The sequence below is a fragment of the Pseudomonas edaphica genome (assembly GCF_005863185.1).
Taxonomy (GTDB): domain Bacteria; phylum Pseudomonadota; class Gammaproteobacteria; order Pseudomonadales; family Pseudomonadaceae; genus Aquipseudomonas; species Aquipseudomonas edaphica.
On sequence record NZ_VBVZ01001060.1, the window covers coordinates 1 to 912 of the forward strand.

Sequence of the window (912 nt, forward strand, 5' to 3'; positions counted from 1 at the left end):
CTACAACAGCGCTCCGCTGGCCGCGCTCAAATCCCTCGATTCCGGCGACCGGGTAATCTATTGCGGCAGCTTCAACAAGAACCTGTTTCCCGGCTTGCGTGTGGGTTTCATGGTGGTGCCCAGGGCGCTGCGGCCTGCGTTATTGCACACTTCACAATTGACCGGGCATTCGGTGGGCGCCACGGATCAATTGGGCCTGGTCGAATTCCTGGGCAGTGGTGCGTTCGTGCGGCATTTGCGCGCTTCCCGCCAAGCCTATCAGGCGCGCCGCGATGCGTTGCTCGCCTGTCTGCCGGAGGGCTGCAGGGTCAGCGGCCAGCAGGCCGGGTTGCATTTTGTGCTGTGGTTGCCGGCAGGCGTCTGCGAGGCGGATTTTTGTAGCCGCGCTGCCGCCGTCGGCCTGACTTTTCAGCCTTTGGGCAAGTTCTGTGACGAGGCCAGCCTGCCGCCTGCGGTGATCATCGGCTACACCGCGCTGACCCTGGCGCAGATTCGCTTTCACGGCCGAGTTTTCACGAAATTGTTAATGGCGGCTTAACCGCCCCTTGGCTAGACTCGCGCCCCATGAGCCGCCTCCTGCGTTTAATCCTGGTCATGCTGTTAAGCCTCACGCTTCCCTTGACCGGGATGGCGGGAGTGCCGTCGAGCACCGAGCCGTGCCCGATGAAGATGGCAGACATGCAGGTGATGACCGACATGAGCCCCGACTGCTGCCAGGACGGCTTTGATCACGGCAAAGTCTGCAAGCCGGGCCAGGAATGCAAGACCGGCGGCCTGCTGCAATTGTCCCTGGCGGTGCTCAAGGCACCGCTGGCACGCGCTCATCCTTTGGCCATCGGCCACACATCTGATTTTATCCCCGACCGCACGCCCTCCGGCGTCTGGCGCCCGCCGCGTAGCTGATTCCTGTTG

Annotated in this window: 2 protein-coding genes; both read left to right on the forward strand. The window is 62.8% G+C overall.

Features of this window, described 5'->3' with window-relative positions:
* On the forward strand, window positions 1–538 hold a 538-nt coding region (locus tag FEM54_RS33235; RefSeq protein ID WP_338109394.1), incomplete at its 5' end, for an aminotransferase class I/II-fold pyridoxal phosphate-dependent enzyme.
* A gap of 26 nt (window positions 539–564) precedes the next feature.
* On the forward strand, window positions 565–903 hold the full coding sequence (locus FEM54_RS33240; protein ID WP_138454360.1) for a hypothetical protein: 339 nt from the start codon (window positions 565–567) through the stop codon (window positions 901–903).
* Window positions 904–912 lie beyond the last annotated feature (9 nt).

Coding starts and splice junctions, on each gene's coding strand:
- FEM54_RS33240 (WP_138454360.1), top strand. CDS start 565: ATGAGCCGCCTCCTGCGTTTAATCCTGGTCATGCTGTTAAGCCTCACG.